Origin of the sequence: Paraburkholderia sp. DD10 (assembly GCF_049177125.1) — a bacterium.
Taxonomy (GTDB): domain Bacteria; phylum Pseudomonadota; class Gammaproteobacteria; order Burkholderiales; family Burkholderiaceae; genus Paraburkholderia; species Paraburkholderia terricola.
Map to the genome: position 1 here is coordinate 1,389,962 of NZ_CP185392.1, position 24,151 is coordinate 1,414,112.

The 24,151-nt window shown below is 63.7% G+C and carries 20 protein-coding genes; 13 read left to right on the forward strand and 7 right to left on the reverse strand.

The window, feature by feature from the left end:
* Window positions 1-92 precede the first annotated feature (92 nt).
* Entirely contained in the window at window positions 93-1,175 is a 1,083-nt protein-coding gene (locus ACOCG7_RS06370; RefSeq protein WP_073431162.1) for a GlxA family transcriptional regulator, read from the reverse strand.
* Window positions 1,176-1,483: 308 nt separating this feature from the next.
* On the opposite strand from ACOCG7_RS06370, the gene ACOCG7_RS06375 reads away from it, so the two are divergent.
* The 7 genes from ACOCG7_RS06375 to ACOCG7_RS06405 all read left to right on the forward strand — a co-directional run bounded on the left by ACOCG7_RS06375 (window position 1,484) and on the right by ACOCG7_RS06405 (window position 10,042).
* Window positions 1,484-2,878: an L-serine ammonia-lyase gene (locus ACOCG7_RS06375; protein WP_073431129.1), complete on the forward strand. Its 1,395-nt coding sequence runs from the start codon at window positions 1,484-1,486 to the stop codon at window positions 2,876-2,878.
* Window positions 2,879-2,931: 53 nt separating this feature from the next.
* On the forward strand, window positions 2,932-4,176 hold the full coding sequence (locus tag ACOCG7_RS06380; RefSeq protein ID WP_114164745.1) for a sarcosine oxidase subunit beta family protein: 1,245 nt from the start codon (window positions 2,932-2,934) through the stop codon (window positions 4,174-4,176).
* Between the two features lie 22 nt (window positions 4,177-4,198).
* On the forward strand, window positions 4,199-4,513 hold the full coding sequence (locus tag ACOCG7_RS06385) for a sarcosine oxidase subunit delta (protein WP_073431128.1): 315 nt from the start codon (window positions 4,199-4,201) through the stop codon (window positions 4,511-4,513).
* On the forward strand, window positions 4,510-7,512 hold the full coding sequence (locus tag ACOCG7_RS06390) for a sarcosine oxidase subunit alpha family protein (protein WP_421377276.1): 3,003 nt from the start codon (window positions 4,510-4,512) through the stop codon (window positions 7,510-7,512). Before ACOCG7_RS06385 ends, ACOCG7_RS06390 begins: the two co-directional genes overlap by 4 nt.
* Complete coding sequence (locus ACOCG7_RS06395) at window positions 7,502-8,158, forward strand: sarcosine oxidase subunit gamma (RefSeq protein WP_073431126.1); 657 nt, start codon at window positions 7,502-7,504, stop codon at window positions 8,156-8,158. The genes ACOCG7_RS06390 and ACOCG7_RS06395 overlap by 11 nt, the downstream gene beginning before the upstream one ends.
* 57 nt (window positions 8,159-8,215) lie before the next feature.
* Window positions 8,216-8,479 carry a hypothetical protein gene (locus ACOCG7_RS06400; protein ID WP_073431125.1) on the forward strand — a complete coding sequence of 88 codons (264 nt, stop codon included), beginning with the start codon at window positions 8,216-8,218 and terminating at the stop codon, window positions 8,477-8,479.
* Between the two features lie 144 nt (window positions 8,480-8,623).
* Window positions 8,624-10,042 carry an MFS transporter gene (locus tag ACOCG7_RS06405; RefSeq protein WP_073431124.1) on the forward strand — a complete coding sequence of 473 codons (1,419 nt, stop codon included), beginning with the start codon at window positions 8,624-8,626 and terminating at the stop codon, window positions 10,040-10,042.
* Window positions 10,043-10,116: 74 nt separating this feature from the next.
* Here the strand turns inward: ACOCG7_RS06405 and ACOCG7_RS06410 are convergent, their stop codons facing one another.
* The 5 genes from ACOCG7_RS06410 to betI form a co-directional block, all read right to left on the reverse strand.
* Window positions 10,117-10,482 carry a type II toxin-antitoxin system VapC family toxin gene (locus tag ACOCG7_RS06410; RefSeq protein WP_114164618.1) on the reverse strand — a complete coding sequence of 122 codons (366 nt, stop codon included), beginning with the start codon at window positions 10,480-10,482 and terminating at the stop codon, window positions 10,117-10,119.
* Complete coding sequence (locus ACOCG7_RS06415; protein WP_073431122.1) at window positions 10,476-10,694, reverse strand: ribbon-helix-helix protein, CopG family; 219 nt, start codon at window positions 10,692-10,694, stop codon at window positions 10,476-10,478. The genes ACOCG7_RS06410 and ACOCG7_RS06415 overlap by 7 nt, the downstream gene beginning before the upstream one ends.
* A gap of 78 nt (window positions 10,695-10,772) precedes the next feature.
* Window positions 10,773-12,458 carry a choline dehydrogenase gene (betA, locus tag ACOCG7_RS06420; RefSeq protein WP_421377280.1) on the reverse strand — a complete coding sequence of 562 codons (1,686 nt, stop codon included), beginning with the start codon at window positions 12,456-12,458 and terminating at the stop codon, window positions 10,773-10,775.
* A gap of 12 nt (window positions 12,459-12,470) precedes the next feature.
* Entirely contained in the window at window positions 12,471-13,940 is a 1,470-nt protein-coding gene (betB, locus tag ACOCG7_RS06425) for a betaine-aldehyde dehydrogenase (protein WP_421377282.1), read from the reverse strand.
* Window positions 13,941-13,968: 28 nt separating this feature from the next.
* On the reverse strand, window positions 13,969-14,556 hold the full coding sequence (betI, locus tag ACOCG7_RS06430; RefSeq protein WP_114164616.1) for a transcriptional regulator BetI: 588 nt from the start codon (window positions 14,554-14,556) through the stop codon (window positions 13,969-13,971).
* Between the two features lie 272 nt (window positions 14,557-14,828).
* Between betI and fdhA the strand changes: the two genes are divergently transcribed.
* Both fdhA and ACOCG7_RS06440 read left to right on the forward strand, forming a co-directional pair.
* Window positions 14,829-16,028 carry a formaldehyde dehydrogenase, glutathione-independent gene (fdhA, locus tag ACOCG7_RS06435; RefSeq protein WP_073431118.1) on the forward strand — a complete coding sequence of 400 codons (1,200 nt, stop codon included), beginning with the start codon at window positions 14,829-14,831 and terminating at the stop codon, window positions 16,026-16,028.
* 387 nt (window positions 16,029-16,415) lie between these two features.
* Complete coding sequence (locus ACOCG7_RS06440; protein WP_421377284.1) at window positions 16,416-17,729, forward strand: MFS transporter; 1,314 nt, start codon at window positions 16,416-16,418, stop codon at window positions 17,727-17,729.
* A gap of 23 nt (window positions 17,730-17,752) precedes the next feature.
* Here ACOCG7_RS06440 and ACOCG7_RS06445 read toward each other — a convergent pair whose 3' ends face one another.
* A complete protein-coding gene (locus ACOCG7_RS06445; RefSeq protein WP_073431116.1) occupies window positions 17,753-18,748 on the reverse strand; it encodes a GlxA family transcriptional regulator in 996 nt (331 codons plus the stop codon).
* Window positions 18,749-19,204: 456 nt separating this feature from the next.
* On the opposite strand from ACOCG7_RS06445, the gene ACOCG7_RS06450 reads away from it, so the two are divergent.
* Genes ACOCG7_RS06450 through ACOCG7_RS06465 form a run of 4 tightly spaced genes read left to right on the forward strand, consistent with a single transcriptional unit; the run spans window position 19,205 to window position 24,149 of the window.
* A complete protein-coding gene (locus tag ACOCG7_RS06450) occupies window positions 19,205-20,479 on the forward strand; it encodes a serine hydroxymethyltransferase (RefSeq protein ID WP_073431115.1) in 1,275 nt (424 codons plus the stop codon).
* Between the two features lie 18 nt (window positions 20,480-20,497).
* Entirely contained in the window at window positions 20,498-21,469 is a 972-nt protein-coding gene (locus tag ACOCG7_RS06455; protein WP_073431114.1) for a dipeptidase, read from the forward strand.
* A 44-nt stretch (window positions 21,470-21,513) separates the two neighbouring features.
* Complete coding sequence (locus ACOCG7_RS06460; RefSeq protein WP_073431113.1) at window positions 21,514-22,050, forward strand: DUF5943 domain-containing protein; 537 nt, start codon at window positions 21,514-21,516, stop codon at window positions 22,048-22,050.
* Window positions 22,051-22,085: 35 nt separating this feature from the next.
* Window positions 22,086-24,149 (forward strand): NADH:flavin oxidoreductase, encoded by a 2,064-nt coding sequence (locus tag ACOCG7_RS06465; RefSeq protein ID WP_073431112.1) that lies wholly within the window; start codon window positions 22,086-22,088, stop codon window positions 24,147-24,149.
* Window positions 24,150-24,151: the final 2 nt, after the last annotated feature.

A 24,151-nucleotide genomic window follows, 5' to 3' on the forward strand; every position in this document is an offset into this window, starting at 1 on the left:
TGACGGCCGCGCATGCCCGGTTCCTGACAGGTTCAAGCAGGTTCAAGCAGGTTCAAGCAGGTTCAAGCAGGTTCAAGCAGGTTCAAGCCGGCTCAGATCGCCTGAGCCCGCCCCGGAAAAGTTTCGTCATACCCCGAGCCGTCTTCCACTTGCGCGGCGGTGCCGCGCTGCTCGCGGTACATCATCGGCGGCAAGCCGAATTGCTTGCGGAATTCGCGGCCCAGATGCGATGCATCGGAAAAGCCGCAACTCGATGCAATGTCCGCCACGGTCTTATCCGAACTCGTCAGCAGCCACGCGGCGGTGCGCAAGCGCACCTGCTTCGCGTAGGCTTGCGGCGCCTTGCCGGTCTGCGCCTTGAAGAGCCGTTCCAACTGACGCGGCGAAAGATCGAGCTTGCCCGCCAGTTCATCGAGCGACAGCGAACGCCCCACGTGCTGCTCCATCAGCAGAATCGCGCGCTTCACCTTGGGATGCGCGGCGGGCGCGAGTCCGGGCGGGTGCGGCTGCGGCGCGTTGCCTTTCTGCATGTCGTCCACCAGCAGAATGCGCAGCGCCTTCTGCACGGTGGCGGTTTCGAAGTGACGCAGCAAGATCGCCGCGGCCACGTCGATCGATGCGCGCCCGCCCGAGCAGGTAATGCGACGGCGGTCGATCACGAAGAGGCGGTCGGCCACCAGCGCTTCTTCGTTCACCGACGGAAAGCGCTCGATGAAATCCCAGTAGTGAAACCAGCTCACGCAAATGCGATGGCCTTCCAGCACGCCCGCGCGCATCAGCGAAAACACGCCGGTGCACATGCCGACGAGCGTCGCGTCGGTGGCGGCGGCGCGGCGGATGAACGCGAGCGTCGCCTCGTTGGCGGCGGGACCGGAATGCAACAGGCCGCCGACCACGACCACGTAATCGAACCGCTCGGCGTTGTCGAAGGTTTCCCACGGCGTGATCTGGATGCCGCAACTCGCGCGCACCGGAGCGAGGGTTTCCCCTATCACGCTCCACGAACAGCGTACGGGCTTGCTGAAGTCGCCTTCATCCGCGGACAGGCGCAGCAGGTCGACGAACCCCGAGAACGCCGTCAGCGTGAAATTCGGCAGCAGGATGATGCCGAAGCGGATGCGCTGTTTCGAGGTGCCGTCGATCGATTGAAGGGGAAGCGGTTCAGCGGAATTCATGCATGCAGCCGGCAAGAGAAAAGGTTGAATCAAGCATAGCACCGGGGAAACAAGGCGCTTCATCGGGCCGCTTCATTTGCGCCACCGAAGCGGTGCCCCAGCATCGCCAGCGACGGGCGCGACGCCTGTCGCAAATGCGTCAGAAGTCATCGCAAATGCGCCGCGGCGCTTTGCGGGCGGCCCGCTTGACGCCACTATCCCACTGTGATGCCGTTTTTATTCTATCGGTCCAAATTGACGTGCGGTGCAATAGGGGCTACTTCAGGCCGAACCCGGCCACCCATGCATCGCAACGCACAAGGCACGCCATGAACGTCAGCGTTTTCGATCTGTTCAAGATCGGTATCGGTCCTTCAAGCTCGCACACGGTCGGGCCGATGATCGCTGCCTGCCGCTTCGCCTCGCATATCGAGGACGCCAACCTGCTCGGCTTCGTGCGCCGCGTGAAGGTCGAACTGTTCGGCTCGCTCGGAGCGACCGGCAAGGGGCACGGCACGGACAAGGCGGTGCTGCTCGGGCTCGAAGGCAATCTGCCCGATCTGATCGACCCGGACCAGATCGAGCCGCGCTTGCAGGCGATCCGCGAAACGAAGCAACTGACGCTGCTCGGCAAGCATCCCATCAAGTTCGACGAGCGCGAGCATCTCGGCTTCTTTCGCAAGCTGATGCCCGGCGCGCCGGGTTCGAGCATCGTGCATCCGAACGGCATGCGGTTTCAGGCATTCGACGAAAACGGCCAGTTGCTGGTGGAGAAGGAGTATTACTCGATCGGCGGCGGCTTCGTGGTGAATCGCGAGGGCGATCGCGTGAACGGCTTGCGCGCCGGCGCTCAGGTGCCGCATCCGTTTCGCACCGGCGACGATCTGATGCGCGTATGCCGCGAAACCGGCTTGTCGATCGCCGAGGTGACGCTGCGCAACGAATGCGCGTCGCGTCCCGAACAGGAAGTGCGCGACGGCCTGCTCGCGATCTGGCGCGTGATGGCGGCGTGCGTCGAGCGCGGCTGCAAGGTGCGCGGCGAGTTGCCCGGCCCGATGCACGTGAAGCGCCGCGCCGCCGATCTGAGCGCGCAATTGCGCTCGCGTTCCGAGGAGTCGCTGCGCGATCCGCTCTCGATGCTCGACTGGGTCAACCTCTACGCGATGGCCGTCAACGAGGAAAACGCCGCAGGCGGGCGCGTGGTCACCGCGCCGACCAACGGCGCGGCCGGCGTGATTCCCGCCGTGCTGCATTACTACGTGAAGTTCATGCACGCGTCGAACGACGAAGGCATCGTCACGTTTTTGCTGACGGCCGCCGCGATCGGCATCATCTACAAGGAAACCGCGTCGATCTCCGGCGCGGAAGTGGGCTGCCAGGGCGAGGTGGGCGTCGCCTGCTCGATGGCCGCGGCGGCGCTCGCCGCCGTCATGGGCGGCACGCCGACGCAAGTCGAGAACGCCGCCGAAATCGGCATGGAACACAACCTCGGCATGACCTGCGATCCGGTCGGCGGGCTCGTGCAGATTCCCTGCATCGAACGCAATGCAATGGGCGCGATCAAGGCGCTGAACGCCGCGCGCATGGCGATGAAGGGCGACGGCCAGCACTACGTGTCGCTCGACAACGTGATCAAGACGATGCGCGAAACCGGCGCTGACATGAAGACGAAATACAAGGAGACGTCGCGCGGCGGTCTCGCCGTGAACGTCATCGAGTGTTGAACCCGCTACGACGTATCGAGCATTAGTACCGACAGCACCAACAAGGATCAATGATGAGCCGCTATTCGATATTCAGCCTGTTGCGCAACGGAATGTCGTATCACGAGAACTGGGAGCGACAGTGGAAGAGCCCGGAGCCCAGGCGTGAGTACGACGTCGTGATCGTCGGCGGCGGCGGGCACGGTCTCGCCACCGCCTATTACCTCGCGAAGGAGCATGGCGTGCGCAATATCGCCGTGCTGGAGAAGGGCTGGATCGGCGGCGGCAATACGGCGCGCAATACGACCATCGTGCGCTCGAATTATCTGTGGGACGAGTCGGCCGCGCTCTACGAGAAAGCAATGAAGCTGTGGGAAGGGCTTTCGCAGGACCTCAACTACAACGTGATGTTCAGCCAGCGCGGCGTGATGAATCTCGCCCACACGTTGCAGGACGTGCGCGACACCGAGCGCCGCGTGAATGCGAACCGGCTGAACGGCGTGGACGCCGAATTCCTCACCCCGGCGCAGATCAAGGAACTCGAACCGACCATCAACCTGAACAGCCGCTACCCGGTGCTCGGCGCGTCGATCCAGCGCCGCGGCGGCGTGGCCCGGCATGACGCGGTGGCGTGGGGTTTCGCGCGCGGCGCGGACCAGGCCGGCGTGGATATCGTGCAGAACTGCCAGGTCACGGGCATTCGCCGCGACGGCAGCCAGGTGACCGGCGTGGACACCACGAAGGGTTTCATCAAGGCGAAGAAGGTGGCGATCGTCGCGGCGGGCAATACGTCCACGCTCGCGGACATGGCCGGCGTGCGTTTGCCTTTGGAGAGCCATCCGTTGCAGGCGCTCGTGTCCGAGCCGATCAAGCCGGTGGTCAATACCGTGGTGATGTCGAACGCGGTGCACGCGTATATCAGCCAGTCCGACAAGGGCGATCTGGTGATCGGCGCGGGCGTCGATCAGTACACGGGCTTCGGTCAGCGCGGCAGTTTCCAGATCATCGAAGGCACGCTCGAGGCGATCGTCGAAATGTTCCCGGTGTTCTCGCGCGTGCGGATGAACCGCCAGTGGGGCGGCATCGTGGACGTGTCGCCGGATGCGTGCCCGATCATCAGCAAGACCGACGTGAAGGGGCTTTATTTCAATTGCGGCTGGGGAACGGGCGGCTTCAAGGCGACGCCGGGCTCCGGTTGGGCTTACGCGTACACCATCGCGAAGGACGAGCCGCATCCGCTGAACGCGCCGTTCTCGCTGGAGCGTTTCTATACCGGCCACCTGATCGATGAGCACGGCGCAGCCGCCGTGGCCCACTAATCGCACACGAGGAGAAAGGAACATGCTGCTGATCGAATGCCCGTGGTGCGGGCCACGCGCCGAAACCGAATTTTCCTGCGGCGGCGAGGCGGACATCGCCCGCCCGCTCGACACCGACAAACTCACCGATAAGGAATGGGGCGACTACCTGTTCATGCGCAAGAATCCGCGCGGCGTGCATCACGAGCAATGGCTGCACGCGCAAGGCTGCCGCCGCTGGTTCAAGGCGCAGCGCGACACCGTGAGCTACGAGATTCAAGGCTACGAGACGTTCGAGCGTCCGCTGCTCACGATGGGCGGCAACGAGGGTCAAGCAAACGAGGGTAAGGCATCATGAGCCAGAAAGACCGACTGCCGAGCGGCGGGCGCATCAACCGCGCGATCGTGTTGAGCTTCACGTTCAACGGCCGCAAGTATCAGGGCTATCAGGGCGACACGCTGGCTTCGGCCTTGCTCGCGAACGGCGTGCATTTCGTCGCGCGTAGCTGGAAATATCACCGGCCGCGCGGCATCGTCACGGCGGGCGTGGAAGAGCCGAATGCGATCGTGCAACTCGAAACCGGCGCCTACACCGTGCCGAATGCGCGCGCCACCGAGGTGGAGTTGTATCAGGGGCTCGTCGCCACCAGCGTGAACGCGAAGCCGAGCATCGAGAAAGACCGCATGGCGGTCAATCAGAAGATCGCGCGCTTCATTCCGGCGGGCTTCTACTACAAGACCTTCATGTGGCCGCGCAAGTTCTGGCCGAAGTACGAAGAAGTGATTCGCGACGCGGCCGGTCTCGGCAAGGCGCCCGAGCACACCGACGCCGACCGCTACGACAAGTGCTTTGCGCATTGCGACGTGCTGGTGGTCGGCGGCGGCCCGACCGGCCTCGCGGCCGCGCACGCGGCGGCGCTGTCCGGCGCGCGCGTGACCCTGGTCGACGATCAGCCGGAACTCGGCGGCTCGCTGCTGTCGTGCCGCACGGATATCGACGGCAAGCCCGCGTTGCAATGGGTGCATAAGATCGAGGACGAACTGCGGCAAATGCCCGACGTGAAAATCCTCTGCCGCAGCACCGCATTCGGCTATCAGGACCACAATCTGGTCACGGTCACGCAGCGGCTCACCGAGCATCTGCCGGTGTCGCAACGCAAGGGCACGCGCGAACTGATGTGGAAGATCCGCGCGAAACGCGTGATTCTCGCGACCGGCGCGCATGAACGGCCGATCGTATTCGGCAACAACGATCTGCCGGGCGTGATGCTGGCTTCGGCGGTGTCCACGTATCTGCATCGCTATGCGGTGCTGCCGGGGCGCAACGCGGTGGTGTTCACCAACAACGACGACGGCTATCAATGCGCGCTCGACCTGAAGACGGCCGGCGCGCAGGTGACGGTGGTCGATCCGCGCGCGGGCGAATCGAAGGGCACGCTGCCGGCGCTCGCGCGGCGCTATGGCGTGAAGGTGATGAACGGCGTGGCGATCACGGCGGCGCACGGCAAGCTGCGCGTCGACTCGGTGGAGGTCGCGTCGTATTCGAACGGCCAGGTCGGCGCGAAGCAGGGCGAACTCGCTTGCGATCTGCTGGCGATGTCCGGCGGCTGGAGCCCGGTGCTGCATCTGTTCGCGCAGTCGGGCGGCAAGGCGCACTGGCATGACGAAAAAGCCTGCTTCGTGCCGGGCAAGGCGATGCAGCCGGAAACGAGCGTCGGCGCTTGCGCGGGCGACTTCACGCTGGGTCAAGGCATCCGTGTCGCGATGGATGCGGGCGTCGAGGCGGCGCGCGCCGCCGGTCATATCGTCGCGCGGCCGAATCCGGTGCAAGTCGCCGACATCGCGGAAGCGAAGATGCAGCCGCTGTGGCTCGTCGGCGGACGCGAACTCGCCACGCGTGGGCCGAAGCAGTTCGTCGATTTCCAGAACGACGTGTCGGCGGCCGATATTTTCCTCGCGGCGCGCGAGGGTTTCGAATCGGTCGAGCACGTGAAGCGCTACACGGCGATGGGCTTCGGCACCGATCAGGGCAAGCTCGGCAACATCAACGGCATGGCGATTCTCGCGCAGGCGCTCGGCAAGACGATTCCCGAGACCGGCACGACGACGTTCCGGCCCAACTACACGCCGGTCACGTTCGGCACGTTCGCGGGCCGCGAGTTGGGCGAGTTTCTCGATCCGGTGCGCAAGACCGCGGTGCACGAATGGCATGTGCAAAACGGCGCGGCGTTCGAGGACGTCGGCAACTGGAAGCGTCCCTGGTACTACCCGAAAGCCGGCGAGGACATGCACGCGGCGGTGGCGCGCGAGTCGCTCGCGGTGCGCACGAGCGTCGGTATTCTCGACGCCTCGACGCTCGGCAAGATCGACATTCAGGGCCCCGATTCGGCGAAGCTGCTGAACTGGGTCTATACGAATCCGTGGAGCAAGCTGGAAGTCGGCAAGTGCCGCTACGGCCTGATGCTCGACGAGAACGGCATGATCTTCGACGACGGCGTGACGGTGCGCCTCGCCGATCAGCATTACATGATGACCACCACGACGGGCGGCGCCGCGCGTGTGCTCACGTGGCTCGAACGCTGGCTGCAAACCGAATGGCCCGACATGCGCGTGCGGCTCGCGTCGGTCACGGACCACTGGGCCACTTTCGCGGTGGTCGGTCCGAACAGCCGCAAGGTCTTGCAGAAGGTGTGCCGCGACATCGACTTAGCGAACGCCGCGTTCCCGTTCATGAGCTATCGCGAAGGCACGATCGCGGGCGCGGCGTCGCGCGTGATGCGGATCAGCTTCTCCGGCGAACTCGCTTATGAGGTGAACGTGCCGGCCAACGTCGGGCGCGCGGTGTGGGAAGCGCTGATGGCCGCGGGCGCGGAGTTCGACATCACGCCCTACGGCACGGAAACCATGCACGTGCTGCGCGCGGAGAAGGGCTATATCATCGTCGGCCAGGATACGGACGGCTCGATGACGCCCTACGATCTCGGCATGGGCGGGCTCGTCGCGAAGTCGAAGGACTTTCTCGGCAAGCGTTCGCTCACGCGCTCCGATACGGCGAAGACGGGGCGCAAGCAACTGGTGGGATTGCTCGCGGACGATCCGTCGTTCGTGATTCCCGAGGGCTCGCAGATCGTCGCCGGCCCATTCCAGGGCGACACCGCGCCGATGCTCGGCCACGTCACGTCGAGCTATTACAGCCCGATCCTGAAGCGCTCGATCGCGATGGCGGTCGTGAAGGGCGGTCTCGACAAGATCGGCGAAACCGTCACCATCCCGCTTTCCAGCGGCAGGCAGATTGCGGCCAAGGTCACCAGTTCGGTGTTCTACGACAGCGAAGGAGCACGTCAACATGTGGAATGAAACAGGAGGGACGGCGTCGGTGGTGGATCGCGCCGTCGGCAAGCAAACCGGCGTGTGGCAGGAGTCGCCGCTGGTCGGCACGGATGCGCTGCTGAAGAAGCATCAGGCCACGGCGTCCGCCGCGTTCCGGCTGAGCGAGCGGCCGTTTCTGGAACTGGTGAACGTGCGCGGCGATACGCGCGACGCGGCGTTTGTGCGTGCCGTGGAAAGCGTGCTCGGCTGCCGGCCGCCGGAGAAGGCGAACACGATGGCGCGCGGCAACGGCTACGACCTGTTGTGGCTCGGGCCGGACGAATGGCTGGCATGCTCGGCGACGGCGCACGACGCGTCGCGCACCGCGCCGCTGCAAGCGAAGCTCGGCGCCGCGTTTGCCGGCGTGTTTGCTTCGGCGGTGGATATCGGCAGCGGCTATACGGTGCTCGAAATCAGCGGCACGCGTGTGCGCGAGGTGCTCGCGCGCGGGTGCCCGCTCGACCTGCATCCCAAGCTGTTCGGTGAAGGACAGTGCGCGCAAAGCCATTATTTCAAGGCATCGATGACGCTGCTGCCCACCGGGCCGGATAGTTTCGATCTCGTCGTGCGCCGCAGCTTCGCGGACTACTTCGTCAAGATCATGCTCGACGCCGCCGAGCCGCTGATGTCGTGAGACGCGGCGAGCGGTGCTTGCCCGCACCGCTCGCGGCTTGCCTCGCGATCGACCGACATGACGTCGACACGTCTAGCCACCGCGCGCCTCACCGAGCGCGCGTTTCAACAGGGCGATGCGCACGCCGCGCTCGCGCTGCTCGAACAGAGCATCGAGTTGCGGCACCGGCGCATCGCGCTGATCCGCTATCTGCTCGCGCAGCAACTCGGCGCGCCGCTGCAGGCGCGGCATCACGACTACGTCGAGAAAATCGCCGCGCGCCTGAGCGCGGATGCGCTCGCGCGCATTGCCGGCGCGGCGCGGGCGCGGCTGCGGGCGTAACGCTTTCGCTCCGCGGTCGAGGAACGACGCCCCCGTTCCATTCCGATGACGCATTTCTTCTATGTGGCCGATTTATGTCGGCGTCTACTGAAAACACCGATCGGAACAGCCACGCGGCAGCCGCCGCATCAATGAGGGGATGACATGTCCACCGCTTTTCAGCCTCGCGCGAGCGCAGCCGCGCGACTCGAACGCCTGCCGTTTTCCGGTTATCACCGGACCATCTTCATCATCATCGCGATCGCGTTCTTCTTCGATTCCGTCGATCTCGGCACGATGACCTTCGTGCTCGGCTCGATCAAGACGGAGTTTCATCTGTCGACCGCGACGACGGGGTTGGTTGCGAGCGCGAGCTTCTTCGGCATGGTGGGCGGCGCGGCGATTGCCGGATTGCTCGCGGATCGTTTCGGACGACGGCCCGTGTTTCAGTGGAGCATGGTGTTGTGGGGGCTGGCGTCATACCTCTGCTCGACCGCGCAGAGCGTCGAGGCGCTGATCTTTTATCGCGTGCTGCTCGGCTTCGGCATGGGCATGGAGTTTCCGATTGCGCAAACGCTGCTGTCGGAGTTCGTGCCGGCTGCGTCGCGCGGACGTTTGATCGCGCTGATGGACGGCTTCTGGCCGCTCGGCTTCATCACGGCGGGCGTGGTGTCGTATTTCGTGTTGCCGACGCTAGGGTGGCGCACCGAGTTCGCGCTGCTCGCGATTCCGGCGGTATTCGTGCTGGTCGTGCGCCGCGTCGTGCCGGAATCGCCGCGCTGGCTCGAACATCGCGGACGCATCGCCGAGGCGGACAAAGTACTCGCGCAGATCGAAGTGAAAGTGATGAAGGCGGCGGGGCTGAGCCAGTTGCGCGCGCCCGTGATGCTCGCGGAGCCGGCAGTGGCGAAGGGGACGGGCGCATTCCGCGAGATCTGGAGCATCGCCTACCGGCGCCGCACGATCATGGTGTGGACGCTGTGGTTCTTCGCGTTGCTCGGATTCTACGGGCTGACCTCGTGGCTCGGCGCGTTGATGCAGCAGGCCGGTTTCGCGGTGACGAAGTCGGTGTTGTACACGGTGCTGATTTCGCTCGGCGGGATTCCGGGCTTTATTTGCGCGGCGTGGCTGGTCGAGCGGTGGGGACGCAAGCCGACCTGTATTGCTTCGCTCGCGGGCAGCGCGGTGATGGCGTATGTCTATGGACAGACCGCGTTGCATGCACAAACGCCGGCGCTGCTGATCTGCGCCGGGCTCGCGATGCAGTTCTTTCTGTTCGCGATGTGGGCGGTGCTTTACACCTATACGCCGGAGCTTTACGGCACGGGCGCGCGCGCTACCGGTTCGGGGTTTGCGTCCGCGATTGGGCGGGTGGGTTCGTTGATCGGGCCGTATGTGGTCGGCGTCGTGCTGCCGGTGTTCGGGCAAGGCGGCGTGTTTTCGCTCGGTGCGATGTGTTTTGTGATCGCGGCCGCGGCGGTGTGGGTACTGGGGATCGAGACGCGTGGGTTGGCGTTGGAGACGCTCGTGTCCGAAGCGGTGGAGACGGACGGGCAGGGGGTGTTGAGTCCGGTGCGGGAGTGAGGGTTGCAGGAGGCGGGTGTTAAAAAGGCCGCGACGTTGTCGCGGCCTTGGGGCTTTCTGGAATCGCCGGGTGGTTAGATTTTGTAAGGCACTCGAACGCCGGGTTCGTTCGCAGGAAAGTCCTTGACATTGCGCGATACCAGCAGCAAGGAATTCACCTGCGCCGACGCCCAAACAATCGCGTCGGGCAGACGGATGCGCTTCTGTTTGCGAATCTCAACCGCACGGTTTGCAATTGTGCTGTCCAGCGCAATCACGTCGAACGAGCCAAGCCATCCGCGAATCGAGGCTTCGTCTTCCGGGGTTGCCCCAACAAGAACTTCCATCCATGTGATGATGCTGATCGCTCGATACTCATAGCGCGCAAGCTCTTTCTTCGCTCCGCCGACGCCGCCGAGATAGTCGATCAGGATGTTTGTGTCGAAAAGAGCTTTTACCATTCCGAGCGCAATTCTCGCTGGTACTCAAGGCCATCGACTTTTCTGTTTTTCCACAGTCCGAAAACGTCATTTCCCAGCACGCGCTTATGCTGGGCGATATACGCCTCGATTGCGTCGCGAATAACCGCGGCGCGAGGGCGTTGCTCCGACTCTACGAGCAATGCCAGTTCTTCAACCTGCGAATCGGGCAGATCAATCAGAATCCGGCTCATTAATGCCTCCCTTTCGATATATACATATCATATATCAACCAGCGAGATTTTGCAGAGTCCTGCGTCGCCGGGTTCCCGTCAAACCGCCACCCCCTCCCGTTTCCGCGCCACCACCCCATTCGCCACGAAATACGGCGTCTCCACTCGCGCCAACGCTTCGCGGCCGCGAATCCGGTCCGCGATTTTCTCCGCGAGCATGATGGTCGGCGCGTTCAGATTGCCGGTGGTGATTTGCGGCATGATCGATGCATCGACCACGCGCAGCGCTTCCATGCCATGCACGCGCCCCTCGCTGTCGACCACGGCCATGTCGTCGTAACCCATCTTGCACGAACATGACGGATGAAACGCGGTTTCCGCACGCATCCGCACGAAGGCGTCGAGCTGTTCGTCGGTCGTCAAATCGGCGCCCGGATTCAGTTCGCGGCCGCGATAACGGTCGAGCGCCGGTTGCCGCATGATCTCGCGCGTGATGCGAATGCCGTCGCGGAACTCGCGCCAGTCGAGCGGATCGGCCATGTAGTTGAACAGGATGCCGGGATGCGCGGCCGGATCGCGTGACGTGAGCTTCACACGGCCACGGCTCGGCGAGCGCATCGAACCGACGTGCGCCTGGAAGCCGTGCATCCTGATCGCATTCGAACCGTTGTAGTTGATCGCCACCGGCAGAAAGTGATACTGCATGTTCGGCCACAAGTCGTCGTCGCGAGTGCGGATGAAGCCGCCCGCCTCGAACTGGTTGCTCGCGCCGATGCCCGTGCCGTTGAGCATCCATTCGAGTCCGATCGCCGGCTGATTCCACCATTGCAGCGCGGGATACAGCGACACCGGTTCCTTGCATTCGTACTGGATATACATCTCCAGATGGTCCTGCAGGTTTTCACCGACACCCGGCAGATCATGCACGAGCGGAACATCGAGTTCGCGCAGCCATGTAGAGCGGCCCACGCCCGAGCGCTGCAGTAATTGCGGCGACGCAATCGCGCCGCTGCACACCAGCACTTCGCGGCGCGCATGCGCATTCACCGCGTTCCCGTGATGCAGATACGCGACGCCGACCGCGCGCTTGCCCGAGAACAACACGCGATCGGTCATGGCATGCGTGACGATCGTCAGATTCGGCCGCGCCTTCGCGCGATCCAGATAGCCGCGCGCCGTGCTCGCACGCCGGCCATTCGCGGTGACGGTGCGATCCATCGGCCCGAAGCCTTCCTGCTGATAGCCGTTCAGATCGTCGGTGCGCGGAAAGCCCGCTTGCACGCCGGCCTCGACCATCGCGGCGAACAAAGGGTTATTGCCCGGCTTGCTCGTGGTCACATGCACGGGACCGTCGCCGCCGTGATACGCGTTCGCGCCGACATCGCGCGTTTCGGCCTTGCGGAAGTAGGGCAGGCAATCCAGATAAGTCCAGTTTTCCAGACCGGGACGCGTCGCCCAGCCGTCGTAATCGAGCGCATTGCCGCGTATGTAGCACATGCCGTTGATCAGCGACGACCCGCCGAGCCCCTTGCCGCGGCCGCATTCCATGCGACGGTTGTTCATGTGCGGCTCGGGGTCGGTCTCATACGCCCAGTTGTAGCGCCGCCCTTGCAGCGGATACGCGAGCGCGGCGGGCATCTGCGTGCGAAAGTCGAAACGGTAATCGGGGCCGCCTGCTTCGAGCAGCAGCACGGTCGCGTCCGCGTCCTCGGTCAGGCGCGAGGCGAGCACGTTGCCCGCCGAACCCGCGCCGACGATGATGTAGTCGTATTCGTTCGAAGCCATCTCCGCCACTCCTCAGAACACGGGTTGATACGGGCCGAGTTCGACCTGCACGGACTTGATGCGCGTGTAGTGCTCGAGCGTGGTGATGCCGTTCTCGCGGCCGACGCCCGATTGCTTGTAGCCGCCCACCGGCATTTCCGCGGGCGACTCGCCCCATGTGTTGATCCAGCAGATGCCGGCTTCCAGTTGATGAATCACGCGATGCGCGCGGGACAGGTTCTCCGTCACCACGCCGGCGGCGAGACCGTAAGCGGTCTTGTTCGCACGCGCGATTGCTTCGTCCTCTTCGTCGAACGCGAGGATGCTCATCACCGGGCCGAAGATTTCCTCGCGCACGATGCGCATGTCGTCATGGCACGCGGTAAACACTGTGGGCTCGACGTATTGGCCGTTGCCGAAATGCCCTTCGGAAATGCGCTTGCCGCCCGCCATCAATCGCGCGCCTTCCTGTACGCCGCTCTCGATGTAGCCGAGCACTTTCTGCAATTGGGCGGCGCTCACGAGTGGGCCGAAGTTGGTGTCAGCGTGGGTGGGCGCGCCCACGCGAATGCGTTTCACGCGTTCCAGCACGAGCGCTTCGAACTGTTCGAGCACGCCGCGTTGCACGAAAACCCGCGTGCCGTTGGTGCAGACCTGGCCGGAGCTGAAGAAGTTGGCGCTCATCGCGATGTCGGCGGCGCGTTCGAGATTGGCGTCGTCGAACACGAGCAGCGGCGACTTGCCGCCGAGTTCCATCGTCACTTCCTTCAGCGACGATGCGCCTGCCAGCGACATCACCTTCTTGCCGGTTTCGACGCCGCCCGTGAACGAAATCTTCTCGATGTCGGGATGCGCGGCTAGCATCGCGCCCACGCGTCCGTCGCCTTGCACGACGTTGAATACGCCCGCCGGCACGCCGGCTTCGGTGTAAATCTCAGCGAGCTTCAGCGCCGATAGCGGCGTGATTTCGCTCGGCTTGAAGATCATCGCATTGCCGGCCGCCAGCGCGGGCGCCGACTTCCAGCACGCGATCTGGATCGGGTAATTCCATGCGCCGATGCCCGCGCATACACCGAGCGGTTCGCGCCGCGTATAAACGAACGACGACGGGCGCAACGGAATCTGCTGTCCTTCGATCGCGCTGGCAAGGCCGGCGTAATACTCGATCACGTCCGCGCCGGTCACGATATCGACCGCCAGCGTCTCGGCAATCGGCTTGCCGGTGTCGCGCGTTTCGAGCGCGGCGAGCTCGTCATTGCGCTCGCGCAGAAGCTCGACCGCGCGGCGCAGAATGCGCGAGCGCTGCATCGCCGTGAGCGCGGCCCATTCACGCTGACCGTCGCGCGCGGATCGCACCGCGCGATCGACGTCGGCAGCCGTTGCCTGCTGCACCGTGGCGAGCGTTTCGCCGGTGGCGGGGTCGAACGTGTCGAAGGTTTCTCCGCCGGTTGCGTCGACGTGGGCGCCGCCGATATAAAGACGTTGCGTTGCGAATACCGCCATGACTTGCTCCTTTAAAAATGTCGCCGGCCTAGCTGCGTGCCTGCAAAACCAGATCGATGTATTCGTTCGCGAGGCGCAGCGCCGCCTTCGTATCGAACGGTTCGCCCGACAACGCGCCGCGCAGCCATAAGCCGTCGATCAACGCCGCCAGGCCGCTTGCCGCGCGCCGCGCCGCCGCACGCGGCAGCGCCTGCGAAAAATCCGCGTACAGGTTCGAATTCAGGCGCCGTGTGTTCACGTATTGCAGCCGCCGCAACTGCGGCTTGTGCATGCTTTCGGACCAGAAAGCGAGCCACGTTTTCATGACCGGACCGCTGGTCTGCTCGGCGTCGAAATTCGCGCCCACCACCGCGCGTAGTTTGGAGCGCGGATCGGCTTTCGCCGCGCGGCGCCGGCGCGATGTGGCTTGCCACAGATCGCGCAGCACATGGCGCATGGTGGCTTCGAGCAAGCCGTCCTTGTCGCCGAAATAGTGGCTGACGATGCCGGTGGAAGTACTCGCGCGCTGCGCGACCGAGGCGAGCGTCGCGCCGGCGAGACCGGTCTGGTCGATGGTGAGCAAGGTCGCGTCGATCAGTTGAGCGCGGCGGACTTCGCGCATTCCAAGTTTGGGCATGGTGCTGTTGGGGCGGGCTTCAGATGGCCAAGGGCGGCTAAACCCGGTCGCCGGCCGTGGATTCGATGGGCCATGTTAGGTTTTTTATATTGAACGGTCAATCAATAAAAACCGGGTTGCATCAGCGTGGACGGCGGTTGCGCCGCGCGTGTCGGTTCCGGCCAAACCCATGTCGCGTTCAGTACATGTCCGTGGCGCAGCGGGCGCTACGCTCGTTGAACGGCGTGTTGCAGACGGTCTCGCACGCCGCTCACAAGACATGGAGACAGACAATGAGCAGCAATCGCGGCGTCGTGTATCTGGGGCAGGGCAAGGTGGAAGTGCAGTCGATCGACTATCCGAAGATGGTCGATCCACGTGGCCGGGCGATCGGCCACGGCGTGATCCTCAAGGTGGTAAGCACGAATATTTGCGGCTCCGACCAGCATATGGTGCGCGGCCGGACGACCGCCGAGGTCGGCCTCGTGCTCGGTCACGAGATTACCGGCGAGGTGATCGAAATCGGCCGCGACGTCGAGACGCTGAGCATCGGCGATCTCGTTTCCGTGCCGTTCAACGTTGCCTGCGGACGCTGCCCGACCTGCAAGGCGCAGCACACCGGCGTGTGCCTGAACGTGAATCCGTCGCGCGCGGGCGGCGCGTATGGCTACGTCGACATGGGCGGCTGGATCGGCGGCCAGGCCGAATACGTGATGGTGCCGTACGCCGACTTCAATCTGCTGAAATTCCCCGACCGCGCGCAGGCGATGTCGAAAATCCGCGACCTCACGTGCCTTTCCGACATTCTGCCGACCGGCTATCACGGCGCGGTGATGGCGGGCGTGAAGCCCGGCGCCACCGTTTATATCGCGGGCGCGGGGCCGGTGGGCATGGCGGCGGCCGCGTCGGCGCGCCTGCTGGGCGCGGCCTGCACGATCGTCGGCGACATGAACGAGGCGCGCCTCGCGCATGCGCGCAAGATGGGCTTCGAGACGATCGACCTGTCCAAAGACGCCACGCTCGGCGAACAGATCGAACAGATTCTCGGCAAGCCGGAGGTGGACTGCGCGGTGGACTGTGTCGGCTTCGAGGCGCACGGCCACGGCAGCAGCGGCTCGCATGAGGAAGCGCCGGCCACGGTGCTCAATTCGCTGATGGAAATCACGCGGGCCGCGGGCGCGATCGGCATTCCGGGCCTGTACGTCACGGACGATCCGGGCGCCGCCGACGCCGCCGCGCGCAAGGGCAGTCTGAGCATCCGCTTCGGTCTCGGCTGGGCCAAGTCGCATTCGTTCCATACCGGGCAAACGCCGGTGATGAAGTACAACCACAATCTGATGCAGGCGATCTTGTGGGACCGCTTGCCGATCGCGGATATCGTCAACGTGACGGTGGTGTCGCTCGATCAGGCGCCCGATGGTTACCGGCAGTTCGACGGCGGCGCGCCGCGCAAGTTTGTGATCGACCCGCATGGGTTGTTGAAAGCGGCGTAAAGCAGCATCAGGCAACATAAAGCGGGCTGGCGGGATCGCATCGTTCGCGGTCCCGCTCGTCCAATTGCCGTGCGCAATCGCAGGCAATCGCAGACGGTATGAAGGCCGGCGCGTCCGTGCATGCAATGCCGGGAAATTGACGCGCGCGGATGCTTTCGCTGCGTCGCACTCATCCGTCGCTCTCTCCGAGCGCCAAGCACGCCACCTCTCACCAGCCCGAACTGTGCCCACGCGCCAGAATGTCGGGCGATCAACCGCTCACCTCTGCTATCCTTTCGCCGCGTGTCGCGCCGGATGGTCGCTCGCGCGCGACCTGTTCGGTTCAAAGCGCGCTATTCGTCAGCCACAGCGCAACGAAAAAATCCCGCTTCTGCCACGAGAGCATTGATGAGCAACACACGTTGGACCGTGATTTTTCTCTGCTTTCTGGCCAATCTGGTGAACTACGTCGACCGCGCGAATCTTGCGATCGCCGCGCCGCAGATTCAGCGCGCGCTAGGCCTAGGCCCGACTGAAATGGGCCTTGTATTGAGCGGGTTCTTCTGGACCTACGCGCTCATGCAGATGCCGTTCGGCTGGTTCGTCGACCGCGTCGGCGCGCGCATCGCACTGCCTCTCGCCGTGGGCTGGTGGTCGCTGTTCACCATGCTGACGGCAGTGCCGACCGGCATCGCGGGAATGTTCGGCTGCCGGTTGATGCTGGGCGCCGGTGAAGCCGGCGCGTATCCGTCTTGCGTGAAGCTTGTGTCGCAATGGTTCGAGCCCCGGCAACGCGCTTTCGCCACCGCCATTTACGACAGCGGCTCCCGGGTCGGCTCCGCGCTTTCGATTCCGGTCGTCGCGTTGATCATCGGTTCTTTCGGCTGGAAGGCCGCCTTTGTCATCACGGGCGCGTTGGGCTTCGTGTGGGTCGTCGGATGGTTGCTGATTTATCGCGATCCTTCACGCGCACATCGCGCCGGCGCGGTCGATTCGTCTGTGCAATCGGGAGCCGCCAAGCGTAGGAAAATCACCTGGCGTTCGCTCTTCACCCATCGCACGCTGTGGGGAATGATGCTCGGCTTCTTCTGCCTGAACTTCGTGATTTACTTTTTTATCACGTGGTTTCCGAGCTATCTGGTCCAGACGCACCGTTTCTCGCTGAAGTCGCTCGGCACGCTCGGCATGATTCCCGCGCTCGTCGCGATCCCTTGCGGTTGGCTGGGCGGCTTCGTGTCCGATTCACTGGTCCGGCGCGGCTGGAGTCTGACGGCCGCGCGCAAATCCTGCATGGTCGGTGGAATGCTGCTCTCGTCGGTCATTACGCTGTCCGCCTTTACGACGAACATCTATCTGGTGCTCGCGTTTTTCAGCATCGCCTATGGCAGTCTCGCGTTCGCCGCGGCCAGTGTGCTGTCGCTGCCCAACGATGTCGCGCCGACGCCGGATCACGTTGCATCGATCGGCGGAATCCAGAACTTCGCGTCGAATCTCGCGGGCATCGTCATTACGACATTCACCGGTTTCATGGTCGCGTTGACGAATGGTTCGTTCAAGGTGCCACTGTGTGTGGCAGGCGGCTCCTGCCTGCTGGGTGCGCTCAGTTATCTCGTGATCGTCGGCAGAATCGAGCCGCTTACCGTTGGCGATACCGCCGATACCGCCGATACCGCTGATGCCGCTGATCCCGTCGCGACGCCCGGCGTCGGCTCGGAAATGTGAACCCGACCTGAACGCTCGAAGAATCAGGCCGCCATCACAGGCACTACCGCAAGCGAAGGCGCCTGCTTGCGACGCTCGCGCGTCGGCGCGGTGCCGAACGCGTCGCGATAGCTCTTCGAGAAGTGGCAAGCCGACTGGAAGCCGCAAGCCATCGTGATATGCATGATCGACATGTCGGTTTGCAGCAGCAGTTCGCGGGCGCGCCGCAAACGCAGCGTCAGATAGTAATGCGTCGGCGTCATCCCGAGATGCTCGCGAAAGAGCCGCTGCAGTTGCCGCTGCGACATGCCGGCGAGGCGCGCGAGTTCCTCGCGCGAAAGCGGCTCTTCGATGTTGTTCTCCATCAGCGAGATCACTTCGAAGAGCGACTTGTTGGCCGAACCTAGCCGCGCGACCAGCGGCATTTTCTGTTGCGCGCTGGTGTCGCGCACATGTTCGACGATGAACTGCTCGGCGATCTGCGTGACGCGCGCCGTACCCACGCGCGGCGCGATCAGGTTCAGCATCATGTCGAGCGGCGCCACGCCGCCCGTGCAGGTGACCCGATCGCGGTCGATCACGAACAGTTCTTTCAGAAAGCGCGTGTCGGGAAACTCCTCCTTGAGCGCCGACATGTTCTCCCAGTGAATCGCGCAGGCATAACCGGCCAGCAAGCCGGCGCGCGCGAGCGCATAAGTGCCGGTGCACAGGCTGCCGAGCACGCTGCCCGTGCGGGCAAAGCGGCGCAACGCGGAAAGATGGGCGGGCGTGGTGGCGCGCTGCACGTCGATGCCGCCGATCACGAACACGATATCGGGCTGGCCGACGCATTCCACCGGCCCCGTATCGACCGAGAGGCCGTTGCTCGCCGTGACCGGTCCGCCTTCGGGACTCACGATCGACCAGCGATAAAGCGTCTGTCCGCTCAGGTAGTTCGCCATGCGCAGGACTTCGATCGCGTTGGTGAAAGCGATCATCGTGAAGTTCGGAACCGGCATGAATGCGAAATGCGACAACGATGCCGTGCGGTCGGTGGCCATGGGAGGAATGATTCCTTCGAATCTATAGTGTCGCGTCGCCGTGGGGAGCGGCGACTCCTGCAATTTTGCGTATTTGTGCAACTACCATGCCATCAGGCTAAACCCTCAGTTGCCGCCGGTTAAGGTTGGACAGCCCGACAAGGGGCACCACAACGGAGCCGCGAGCCTGTTTTTCGCACCTGAACCGCGCGCGGCGATCGGTTGCAGTGCAGCACGAAGGCCGGCCCTGCGTCTGATGATTGGGCGGCGAAGATCGGCGGAGAAAGCGCGTCAGCGCCGACTTGTGAAAAAAGGACGGGCATGGCGGAAAAGGCAAAGAACACGTCTGAATTCATAAATTGGCGCGCGGGGCGAACGTCAAGAATAGACGCAATGCAGACCGGCGGCGGCAGGGCTCAAACGATCCACTGAGCGGCGCTTTCCGGCCTTTCCGTCAACGACTTCACGGACCCTTCCATGTCGAACCCGAATCCCTTCTTCGAAGAATCGCTGGCCACGCGCGATGCCGCGGTGCGCGGCGCTGTTTTGAAAGAGCTTGAGCGCCAGCAGTCGCAAGTCGAGTTGATCGCGTCGGAAAACATCGTGTCGCGCGCGGTGCTCGAAGCGCAAGGCTCGGTGCTGACCAACAAGTATGCGGAAGGCTATCCGGGCAAGCGTTACTACGGCGGTTGCGAATACGTGGACGTGATCGAGACGCTTGCGCTCGATCGCATCAAGCAACTCTTCAACGCGAAATTCGCCAACGTGCAGCCGCATTCCGGCGCGCAGGCCAACGGCGCGGTGATGCTCGCGCTGGTGAAGCCGGGCGACACGGTGCTCGGCATGTCGCTCGACGCGGGCGGCCACCTCACGCACGGCGCGAAGCCGGCAATGTCGGGCAAGTGGTTCAACGCGGTGCAGTATGGCGTCAATCGCGACACGATGCTGATCGATTACGAGCAGATCGAGGAACTCGCACAGCAGCATAAACCGGCTCTGTTGATCGCCGGCTTCTCGGCTTATCCGCGCGCGCTCGATTTCGCACGGCTGCGCGCGATTGCCGATGGCGTGGGCGCGAAGCTGATGGTGGACATGGCGCACATTGCCGGCGTGATCGCGGCGGGGCGTCACCAGAATCCGGTCGACCATGCGCACGTGGTCACCTCGACCACGCACAAGACGTTGCGCGGCCCGCGCGGCGGCTTTGTCCTGACGAATGACGAAGACATCGCCAAAAAGATCAACTCCGCGGTGTTCCCCGGCTTGCAAGGCGGCCCGCTGATGCACGTGATCGCAGGCAAGGCGGTGGCGTTCGGCGAGGCGCTGCAACCCGGCTTCAAGACTTATATCGACAGCGTGCTCGCCAACGCGCAGGCGCTCGGCGAAGTGTTGAAGGCAGGCGGCGTCGATCTGGTGACGGGCGGCACCGACAACCATCTGCTGCTGGTCGATCTGCGCCCGAAGGGTCTCAAGGGCAACCAGGTCGAGCAGGCGCTGGAGCGCGCCGGCATTACCTGCAACAAGAACGGCATTCCGTTCGATACAGAGAAGCCGACGGTCACTTCCGGCATTCGCCTCGGCACGCCGGCGGGCACGACGCGCGGCTTCGGCGTGAGCGAATTCCGCGAAATCGGGCGGCTGATCGTCGAGGTGCTCGACGCGCTGCGCGACCACCCCGAAGGCGACGCCGCCACCGAACAACGCGTGCGCCGCGAGATTTTCGCGCTGTGCGAACGCTTCCCCATCTACTGAGAACGCCTGGAGCACACGATGAGCACTCTGCACGACAACAGCATCATCATCGACGGTCTGAACATTTCGAAGTTCGAGCGCTCGGTGTTCGAGGACATGCGCAAGGGCGGCGTCACCGCGGTGAACTGCACGGTCTCGGTTTGGGAAAGCTTCCAGAAGACGGTCGACAACATCGCCGAGATGAAGCAGCAGATCCGCGAATACGGAGAGATTCTGACGCTGGTGCGTACCACCGACGACATCTTCCGCGCGAAGAAAGAGAACAAGACGGGCATCATTTTCGGCTTCCAGAACGCGCACGCTTTCGAGGACAACCTCGGCTATATCGAAGCCTTCAAGGATCTCGGCGTGAACGTGGTGCAGCTTTGCTACAACACGCAAAACCTGGTGGGCACCGGCTGCTATGAACGCGACGGCGGTCTGTCCGGCTATGGCCGCGAAGTGATTCAGGAGATGAACCGCGTCGGCATCATGGTCGATCTTTCGCACGTGGGCGGCAAGACGTCCTCGGAAGCGATCGCGGCTTCGAACAAGCCGGTGTGCTACTCGCATTGCTGCCCGTCGGGATTGAAAGAACATCCGCGCAACAAGAGCGACGAGCAACTGAAAGAGATTGCCGATGCGGGCGGCTTCGTCGGCGTGACGATGTTCGCGCCGTTCCTGAAGCGCGGCGCGGATGCGACCGTCGAAGACTATATCGAGGCAATCGAGTACGTGGTGAATCTGATCGGCGAAGATCAGGTCGGCATCGGCACGGACTTCACGCAAGGCTACAGCACCGAGTTCTTCGACTGGATCACGCACGACAAGGGCCGCTATCGCCAACTGACCAACTTCGGCAAGGTCGTGAATCCGGAGGGCATTCGCACGATCGGCGAGTTCCCGAATCTCACGGCCGCGATGGAGCGCGCCGGTTGGAGCGAGACGCGCATCAGGAAGATCATGGGTGAAAACTGGGTGCGGGTGTTCGGTGAAGTCTGGACAGTCTGAGCGCCACTCAACGAACCTCACGCTATAAAAAACGGAGTCTCCACATGCAACCCCAACTGCCTATCGACGTCGACCCGAATACCGGCGTCTGGACCACCGACGCGCTGCCGATGCTGTACGTGCCGCGTCATTTCTTCACGAACAATCACACCGCCGTCGAAGAAGCGCTGGGCCGCGACACGTATGCCGAGATTCTCTACAAGGCCGGCTACAAGTCCGCCTATTTCTGGTGCGACAAGGAAGCGAAACAGCACGGCATTTCCGGCATGGCGGTGTTCGAGCATTACCTGAACCGTCTGTCGCAACGCGGCTGGGGCATCTTCAGGATCACCGAATCCGATCCGTCGAGCTCGCGTGCGCGCATCGAATTGCATCATTCGTCGTTCGTGCTCGCGCAGCCGGGCAAGGAAGGCAAGCTTTGCTACATGTTCGCCGGCTGGTTCGCGGGCGCGATGGATTGGGTCAACGACACCGCGCCGGATGCCGCGCGCAAGGGCCCGCCTTCGTATTCGCGGGAAGCGCAATGCGCGGCTGAAGGCCACGATCATTGCGTATTCGAAGTGTCGCCGCTCGCTTCGTAACACGCCTGAGCCTATCCATTCCGAGGTCGATCGCGATGCGTTACCCGAACCTTTTCAAGCCTCTCACGCTGAACCAGTTGACCTTGCGCAACCGCATCGTCAGCACCGCGCACGCGGAGGTCTATGCGGAACCGGGCGGCTTGCCCGGCGACCGTTATATCCGTTACTACGAGGAGAAGGCGAAGGGCGGTGTCGGCCTCGCCGTCTGCGGCGGTTCGAGCCCGGTGTCGATCGACAGCCCGCAAGGCTGGTGGAAGTCGGTGAATCTGTCCACCGACAAGATCATCGATCCGCTCGCGCGGCTCGCCGAGGCGATGCATCGGCATGGCGCGAAGATCATGATTCAGGCCACGCACATGGGCCGCCGTTCGGCGTTTCATGGCGAGCATTGGCCGCATCTGATGTCGCCTTCCGGCGTGCGCGAGCCGGTGCACCGCGGCAACGCGAAGATCATCGAAGTGGAGGAGATTCGCCGCATCATCAGCGATTTCGCGGCGGCCGCGAAGCGCGTGAAAGATGCCGGCATGGACGGCGTCGAAATCTCGGCGGCGCACCAGCACCTGATCGACCAGTTCTGGAGCCCGCGCACGAATTTCCGCACCGACGAATGGGGCGGCTCGCTCGAAAACCGTCTACGTTTCGGCACTGAAGTATTGAAGGCGGTGCGCGAAGCGGTGGGCGCGGATTTCTGCATCGGTTTGCGCATGTGCGGCGACGAGTTTCATGAAGACGGGCTCGATCATGAGCAGTTGAAGGAAATCGCCCAGGCCATGAGCGAAACGGGCCTGATCGACTACCTCGGCGTGATCGGCTCGGGCGCGGACACGCACAATACGCTCGCGAACTGCATGCCGCCGATGGCGCTGCCGCCCGAACCGTTCGTGCATCTCGCGGCCGGCATCAAGTCGGTGGTGAAGGTGCCGGTCATGCACGCGCAAAGCATTCGCGACGCGGGGCAGGCGGAACGTCTGCTGGCGGGCGGCATGGTCGATCTGGTCGGCATGACGCGCGCGCAGATCGCCGATCCGCACATGGTCATCAAGATCCGCGATGGCCGCGAGGACGAAATCAAGCAGTGCGTCGGCGCGAATTATTGCATCGACCGTCAGTACAACGGGCTCGACGTGCTGTGCGTGCAGAACGCCGCGACCTCGCGCGAGGAAACCATGCCGCACGTGATCGCGAAGACGCGCGGGCCGAAGCGCAAGGTCGTCGTGGTCGGCGCGGGTCCGGCGGGACTGGAAGCGGCGCGCGTCGCGAAGTCGCGCGGTCATGACGTGGTGCTGTTCGAGAAGAACGACTACGTGGGCGGCCAGATCATGCTGGCCGCGAAAGCGCCGCAGCGCGAACAGATGGCGGGCATCGTGCGCTGGTTCGATATGGAAACGAAGCGCCTCGGCGTCGATCGCCGGCTCGGCGTTGCCGCCGACGAGAAAACCATCATGGCCGAGCAGCCGGACATCGTCGTGCTGGCGACGGGCGGCTCGTCGTTCACGTCGCAAGTGGCGGCATGGGGCGTCGAGGAAGGTCTTGCCGTAAGTTCGTGGGACGTGCTGTCGGGCAAGGTCGAACCGGGCAAGAACGTGCTCGTGTATGACGGCGTGAGCACGCACGCCGGCGCGGGCGTCGCCGATTTCATGTCGAGCCGCGGCTCGAACGTCGAGATCGTGACGCCGGACGTGAAGGTGGCCGACGACGTGGGCGGCACCACGTTCCCGATTTTCTATCGCCGGCTCTATGCGCAGGGCGTGATTCATACGCCGAATTACTGGCTCGACAAGGTCTACGAGGAAGACGGCAAGAAGATCGCCGTGATCCGCAACGAGTACACGGAAGAGCAGGAGGAGCGCGCGGTCGATCAGGTGGTGATCGAGAACGGCAGCACGCCCAATGACCAGCTTTACTGGACGCTCAAGCCCGAGTCGGTCAATCGCGGCCAGGTGGACGTGCACAAGCTGTTCGCCTCGGAGCCGCAACCGTCCTTGAGCGAAGAACTCGGCAACGGCCGCTTCCTGCTGTTCCGCGTCGGCGACTGCATTTCCATGCACAACATTCACGGCGCGATCTACGACGCGCTGCGTCTTTGCAAGGATTTCTGACG